This window comes from Amycolatopsis sp. VC5-11, assembly GCF_037034185.1.
GTDB classification, from domain to species: Bacteria; Actinomycetota; Actinomycetes; order Mycobacteriales; family Pseudonocardiaceae; genus Amycolatopsis; species Amycolatopsis nivea.
On record NZ_JBAGKF010000018.1, the window covers coordinates 174,213 to 181,456 of the forward strand.

The following is a 7,244-nucleotide window of genomic DNA, read 5'->3' on the forward strand; positions in this document are numbered from 1 at the left end:
TAGTCGTGTTCGCGGCTGCCGGCCTGCTCGCGACCACGCTCGCGGCGTGCACGTCCAAGCCCGACCAGGCCGCGTCCGCGCCGACGGTCGAATCGCACGCTCCGGTGGGCCCGGTGCCCGCCGGACTGGACCGGTTCTACGGGCAGAGCATGTCCTGGTCCGCGTGTGCACCCTACGCGACCTCGGCCGACGCCCGGTCGGCGTTCAAGGCGCAGGGCATCGAGTGCGGACGCCTCACCGTTCCGTTGAACTATGACAAACCGGACGGCCAGACGATCACCATCGGCGTGCTGCGGCACCGCGCGAGCGATCCGGGCGAGAAAATCGGTTCGCTCGTGGTGAACCCGGGCGGACCGGGCGCTTCGGGCATGGTCGCCGCAGCGGGACTGATCGACCAGGTGTCGAAGTCCGATCTCGGCGACCGGTTCGACCTCGTCGGCTTCGACCCGCGCGGCATCGGCGCGAGCGAACCGCAGATCCAATGCCTGACCGGACCCGAGCGCGACGCCGACCGCGCCGACGACAGCGAGACCGACGGTTCTCCCGCGGGCGTCGCGAAGCAGGAAACAGAGCAGAAGGACTTCGCCGCGAAGTGCGCACAGCGGACGAAGTACGGCGACGACATGCTCGCGCACGTCGGCACGCGCGACGTCGTCAAGGACATGGACGTGCTGCGAAGCGTCCTCGGCGACCAGAAGCTCACGTACCTCGGTTATTCGTACGGCACGCGCATCGGGTCCACGTACGCGGAGACCTTCCCGAAGAACGTGCGCGCGCTCGTCCTAGACGGCGCTGTCGACCCGACGCAGAGCCCGGAAGACTCGCTCGTCGCTCAGGGCCAGGGCTTCGGCGGCGCGTTCAACGAGTTCGCGAAGTGGTGCGCGGCGCGTCAGGACTGCGCGCTCGGCAACAACCCGGCTGACGCGACGAAGCAGTTTCAAGACCTCACGCGCCGGCTGATCGACTTCCCGGTTCCGGTCGGCGACGGCCGCAAGCTGTCGTATGACGACGCCACCACGGGTGCCATACAGGCCCTCTACCAGCAGAATCTCTGGGAGTACCTGAACACCGGGCTGAACGAACTGAAGCTGCAGCGCGGCGCCACGCTGGAGAAGCTGGCCGACATCTACAACGAGCGCAATCCGGACGGCAGCTACGGCACTACGCAGGACGCCTTCGTCGCGATCCGCTGCGTGGACGACCCGCGCGTCACCGATCCGAAGCAGATCCTCGAAGGCCAGGAGAAATACGTAAAGGCCGCGCCCTTCCTGGACGACGGCCGCCAACCCAGCTCCGCCCGTGATGCGTGCGCGTTCTGGCCGGTGCCGAACACGTCGAAGCCGCACGAACCGAACGTCGAAGGCCTGCCGAAGACGCTGACGATCTCGACAACGAACGACCCGGCGACGCCGTACCAGGCGGGCGTGAACCTCGCGAAGGCGCTGAAGGGGTCGCTGCTCACCTTCGAGGGGACGCAGCACACGGTGTTCCTGCAAGGCAACGCCTGCGTCGACAAGGCAGCCACCGCGTACCTGATCGACGGCACCACGCCTCCGGACGGCACGCGCTGTAAGGCCAACTGAGGTTGCGCTGGCTCGCGACAGCCGTGGCGGCGATGATGCTCGCTGCTACGACTTGCGCGAGCCAGCGGGGCCGTGCGCGATTTGCCGCGAGCGCTGGAAGAACTAAGGCTGCTGATCCGTCAGCAGCACCTCGTACATCACCGGACTGTCGCGGTTCGTCGCTGGCGGCACCTGCAGCCACATCCGTGCGAACCGGTGCGGTTCGGCGACCGTCACCCAGATCTTCACGTTCACGTCGGCGTGGATCTGCGGCACCAGGTTCGCCGCGACCGCTTGAGGCACGGTTCCGCCGACGCGGTACCCGTCGACGTGCTGGATCGTCTCGCGGATTTCGGTTTTCGGCTGCTGGAGCGAGTCGAGGAGCCGGACCAGGCCGCCGTGCGGGCCGAGGAACCGGTCGACGGTGAAGGGCGTGGGGCCGTTCGTTTCGCGACCCTTCGTGTCCTTTGTGGTCGCGGTCTGCCCGGAGACGGTGAACGAGAACGACCGATCGGTGAATTCCGCGCTGCCGCTCGCTTGCCCGCCGCGTTTGAGGGTCGCGTTGCCGACGAGCTTGGTCATCGGCAAACCGGGCAGCACTCCGTTGACGCCGACCGAGAAGTGCAGGCTGGCGACCTTGGCGAAGTTCGTCTTGGCGGCGGCGAGCAACCCGTCCGCCGCGGGCAAGGGGGGTGCCGCGGTGCAACCGCCGACCAGCCCGAGGAGCAGCAGCGCCGGCAGGACACGTCGGCTGAGCATGGCCGAGAGCCTACTTGGCTGGCCCGATCCTTTCGCACAGTGTCCTTCCGGCCACTGTCACCGAGGCTTCCGGAGCACCAGACTGTCTGCTCGTGACCGTTGAGACCCGTCCCGCCCGCCGCCTGCATCGCGCCTGGTTCGTCGCGGCGGCCGCGTTCGTCGCCCTCCTCGCCGCCGCCGGTTTCCGCGCCGCGCCGGGTGTCCTGATCGATCCGTTGCACGAAGAGTTCGGCTGGTCCCGCGCCACGATCGGGTCCGCCGTCTCGGTCAACCTCGTTCTGTACGGCCTCTTCGCGCCCTTCGCCGCCGCGCTGATGGAACGGTTCGGTATCCGCCGGGTCGCGGCTACCGCGCTGTGCGTCGTCGCGCTCGGCGCGGGCGGCACCGTCTTCATGAGCGCCAGCTGGCAGTTGATCCTCTGCTGGGGCGTGCTCGTCGGCCTCGGCACCGGCTCGATGGCGATGAGCTTCGCCGCGATGGTCGCGACGCGCTGGTTCATCCGCCACCGCGGCGTCGTAACCGGCGTGCTCACCGCAGCCGGGGCGACCGGGCAGCTGATCTTCCTGCCCTTGATCGCGTCGCTCGCGGCGGACGACGGTTGGCGGACAGCGTCCATGGTCATCGCCATCGCGGCTCTCGCGGTGGTCCCGGTCGTGTTGTTGGCCGTACGCGACCATCCCGCCGATGTCGGCACTGTCGCGTACGGAGCGCCCGAAGACGCCGAAGTGGCGCGTCCGGCACCGAAGGTCGGCACTGTCCGCCGCGGTCTGTCGGTGCTGTTCCAGGCCGCGCGCACCCGGACGTTCTGGCTACTCGCTGTCGGGTTCGCGATCTGCGGGGCGACCACGAACGGGTTGGTCAGCACGCATTTCGTCCCGGCCGCGCACGACCACGGCATGCCGCAGACGACCGCGGCGAGCCTGCTCGCACTGGTCGGCGTCTTCGACGTGGTGGGAACGATCGCGTCGGGATGGCTCACCGACCGTGTCGACCCGCGGATCCTGCTCGGCATCTATTACGCGTTGCGGGGAGTTTCGCTCGCCCTGTTGCCGCAGCTGTTCACGAATTCGGTCCAGCCGAGCATGTGGGCGTTCATCCTCTTCTACGGCCTCGACTGGGTCGCGACCGTCCCGCCGACGGTCGCGCTCTGCAGCCGCTCCTTCGGGGAAGCCGGTCCGATCGTGTTCGGCTGGGTCTTCGCCTGCCATCAGCTGGGCGCGGCGTTCGCCGCCTCCGCCGCCGGCGCGGTGCGGGACCAGTTCGGCGATTACGCGATCGCCTGGTACGTCGCCGCCGGGCTCGCGGTGATCGCCTCGGTCGCGTCATTGTCGATCACCCGGTCGAGGAAACCCGGGAAAACCCAGCTCGCGCAGGTGGCATGAATCCGCCGCCGTTGTGGGTGACCCGTGAAACATGGCGTTAACACGTGCTGGTTAGGGTTCGGCCATGGATCGCCAGCAGGAATTCGTGCTCCGCACCTTGGAAGAGCGCGACATCCGTTTCGTCCGCCTGTGGTTCACCGACGTGCTGGGATTCCTGAAGTCCGTCGCGGTCGCGCCCGCCGAACTGGAGGGCGCGTTCAGCGAGGGCATCGGGTTCGACGGCTCGGCCATCGAGGGCTTCGCGCGCGTCTACGAGTCGGACATGGTCGCCAAGCCCGACCCGTCGACGTTCCAGGTGCTGCCGTGGGAGACCCCCGACGGCGGCCCGTACTCCGCGCGCATGTTCTGCGACATCGCGATGCCCGACGGTTCGCCGTCCTGGGCCGACCCGCGGCACGTGCTGCGCCGCCAGCTGTCGAAGGCCAGCGAAGCCGGGTTCACCTGCTACGTGCACCCGGAGATCGAGTTCTTCCTGCTCGCCAACCTCCCCGACGACGGCAGCGAGCCCGAGCCCGCCGACAACGGCGGCTACTTCGACCAGGCCAGCCACGCCACCGCGACGCACTTCCGCCGGCACGCGATCGAGACCCTCGAGGCGATGGGCATCTCGGTCGAGTTCAGCCACCACGAGGGCGCGCCGGGGCAGCAGGAAATTGACCTTCGCTACGCCGACGCCCTCACCATGGCCGACAACGTGATGACGTTCCGTTACGTCGTCAAGGAGGTCGCGCTGACCCAGGGCGTGCGCGCGACCTTCATGCCGAAGCCGTTCACCGACCAGCCCGGCTCCGGCATGCACACGCACGTCAGCCTGTTCGAAGGCGACCGCAACGCGTTCTACGACGCGGAGGATCCGCACGAGCTTTCCGAGACCGGAAAGGCGTTCGTCGCCGGCGTCCTGCACTACGCCAAGGAAATCTCCGCCGTCACCAATCAGTGGGTCAACTCCTACAAACGGCTGATCAGCGGCAGCGAGGCCCCCACGACGGTGTCGTGGGGGAGGGCGAACCGCTCGGCGCTCGTGCGCGTGCCGATGTACTCGCCGGGCAAGGCTTCGTCGCGGCGCGTCGAGATCCGCACGCTCGATTCGGCGTGCAACCCGTACCTGGCCTACTCGGTGATACTGGCCGCGGGGCTGAAGGGCATCGAAAAGGGCTACGAGCTGCCGCCGCCCGCCGAGGACAACATCTGGCAGCTGTCGGATTCCGAACGCCGCGCCGCTGGCTACTCGCAGTTGCCGCAGAACCTCGGCGAGGCGCTCGCCGAGATGGAGAAGTCAGAGCTGCTGCCGGAAGCGCTCGGCGAGCACGTTTACGACTTCTTCTTGCGCAACAAGCGGGTCGAGTGGGACAACTACCGGAGCGCGGTCACTCCGTACGAGCTCCGGACCCTGTTGCCGATGCTCTGACCCGGACCCCGGGGCCGTGCTCCGACGTTGGGGAGGCATCGGAACATGGGAAAAAGACTGCCCGCCGTACTCGCCGCACTGGTCGCGGCGGCGGGCTTGGCCACCGCGCCGCCGGCGGTCGCGATGGAGACTGACCACGCGGACCCGGCCGAACTGCACTTCGACCTCGACCGCGCCGACATCCCGTCGCTGCAGCACCGGATGGCGGCCGGGCAGCTCACCGCGACCCGGCTGACCAGCGCGTATCTCGCCCGGATCCGGGTGCTGGACCCGAAGGTCAACGCCGTCCTCGCGCTCAACCCGGCGGCGCTCGCGCAAGCCGCGGCCAGCGACGTCCGGCACCGGACCGGCCGCACCCGCGGTCCGCTCGACGGGATCCCGGTGCTGGTCAAGGACAACGTCGACACCCACGACCAGCAGACCACCGCCGGTTCGCGCGCGCTGCGCAGCCGTCCGGCCAAGGACGCCACGCTGATCACCCGGCTGCGCGACGCGGGCGCGGTGATCCTCGGCAAGGCGAACCTGTCGGAATGGGCCAACTTCCGCGCCGCGAAGCCGACTTCCGGCTGGTCCGGCGTCGGCGGCCAGACGAACAACCCGTACGTCCTGGACCACAACCCGTGCGGTTCTTCCGCCGGATCCGCGGCGGGCGTCGCCGCGTCGCTCGCCCAGGTCGCGATCGGCAGCGAGACCGACGGGTCGATCGTGTGCCCGGCCGGGATGACCGCGACCGTCGGGCACAAACCGAGTCTCGGGCTCGTCAGCCGCACCGGCGTCGTCCCGATCTCCGCGGAGCAGGACACGGCGGGACCCATCGCGCGCAACGTCGTCGACACCGCGTTAACCCTCTCGGTGCTGCAGGGCCGCGACCCGTCCGACCCGGCCACCCTGCGCTACCCGTCGACCCAGCCGACCGACTACGCGAAACTTCTCCGCCCCGGCGTCCTGCGCGGCGCCCGGATCGGCCTGTGGCGGCTGCCGGTGCTCGGCCCGGACACGGATGCGGTGGTCAGCAAGACGAAGGCTTCGCTGGAACGCGCGGGCGCGACGGTCGTCGAGGTGACGTTGCCGTACCAGGACCGGCTCTCCGAGCTGGAGTTCCCGGCGCTGCTGACCGAGTTCCACCGCGACATCGACGCGTACCTCGCCACGCGGCCGACCGGCCCGCGGAACCTGGCGGACCTCATCGCGTACAACCGCGCCGACCCGCTGGAACGCACCTGCTTCGCTGGTCAGGAGCTGTTCGAACAGGCGCTCGCCGCACCCGGCCCGCAGGACCCGACCTATCTGAAGAACCGCGCGGAGCTGACGGACCTGTCGCGCCGATCGCTGGACGAGACCCTCGCGAAGTACGACCTGGACGCGATCGCGTCGCCGACGAACCCGCCGGCCTGGAAGACGGACTGCAAGGTCGGCGACAACGACGTGATCCCGTCCTCGACGCCGGCCGCGGTGGCGGGCTACCCGGACGTGACGGTCCCGGCCGGTTCGGTCGGACCGCTTCCGGTGGGGATTTCGTTCATGGGCGGACAGTGGACGGACGGCAAGATGCTCGCGCTGGCCGCGGACTACATGCGGGTCGCGCCGGTCCGGGTTCCGCCCCGGTATCTGCCGAAGCTGCCCGGGTAATCCGGTTGGGGTTGCCCGGAGCGGGTGAAGGTTTGTGGCGGCCGCCGGTCAGTGCCCTTGTACTGGCCGGCGGCTTGCTTTTCCGGCGAGATCGCTTGCGCCGCGGTGGTCGGGCAGGGCGCTGACCTGCTGAATCGGGTCTGGTTCCGGGGTCTTCGGCAGCAGGAGGCTCGCCCGATGGGGGAGACCTGGGTCACTCGGGGCCTTTCCGGGGCCCTTCGGAGCGCGGTCCGCGGCCCTCGAAGCGGTCGAATCGGCCCGCTGGCAACCCTCTGACCAGGGTCGATGCCGTTAAGTGACCCCCCTGTTTTCGGGTGGTTGGAAGGCATGTAATCTTCTCTTCGTCGCCAGGAACACCGGGCCGGCGGGGCCGAAAGCCTCACCGACCAGGAGCCAGGGCCGAGCGGGTTGACACCGCGAAACGGACCAGGTAATGTTCAGCGTCGGCCCACGAGCGGCCGCCGACTCCCTACGACTAGCCTTGTAGGTACCGGCATGCTCGAC

General features: G+C 69.0%; 5 protein-coding genes. 4 read left to right on the forward strand and 1 reads right to left on the reverse strand.

Features of this window, described 5'->3' with window-relative positions; all coding sequences use genetic code 11:
* Positions 1 to 5: 5 nt before the first annotated feature.
* Entirely contained in the window at positions 6 to 1,583 is a 1,578-nt protein-coding gene (locus WA670_RS36990; RefSeq protein ID WP_442893159.1) for an alpha/beta hydrolase, read from the forward strand.
* Positions 1,584 to 1,685: 102 nt separating this feature from the next.
* On the opposite strand, the gene WA670_RS36995 is transcribed toward WA670_RS36990, so the two are convergent.
* Entirely contained in the window at positions 1,686 to 2,321 is a 636-nt protein-coding gene (locus WA670_RS36995) for an LppX_LprAFG lipoprotein (protein WP_336160904.1), read from the reverse strand.
* A gap of 92 nt (positions 2,322 to 2,413) precedes the next feature.
* Here WA670_RS36995 and WA670_RS37000 point away from each other — a divergent pair, with 92 nt between their 5' ends.
* The 3 genes from WA670_RS37000 (at position 2,414) to WA670_RS37010 (ending at position 6,740) form a co-directional block, all read left to right on the forward strand.
* Complete coding sequence (locus tag WA670_RS37000; RefSeq protein WP_238608457.1) at positions 2,414 to 3,703, forward strand: MFS transporter; 1,290 nt, start codon at positions 2,414 to 2,416, stop codon at positions 3,701 to 3,703.
* Between the two features lie 64 nt (positions 3,704 to 3,767).
* The gene (glnA, locus tag WA670_RS37005; RefSeq protein WP_037368721.1) at positions 3,768 to 5,111 is read left to right on the forward strand and encodes a type I glutamate--ammonia ligase; all 1,344 of its coding nucleotides are present in this window, start codon (positions 3,768 to 3,770) and stop codon (positions 5,109 to 5,111) included.
* 45 nt (positions 5,112 to 5,156) lie between these two features.
* The gene (locus tag WA670_RS37010) at positions 5,157 to 6,740 is read left to right on the forward strand and encodes an amidase (RefSeq protein WP_037815695.1); all 1,584 of its coding nucleotides are present in this window, start codon (positions 5,157 to 5,159) and stop codon (positions 6,738 to 6,740) included.
* Positions 6,741 to 7,244 lie beyond the last annotated feature (504 nt).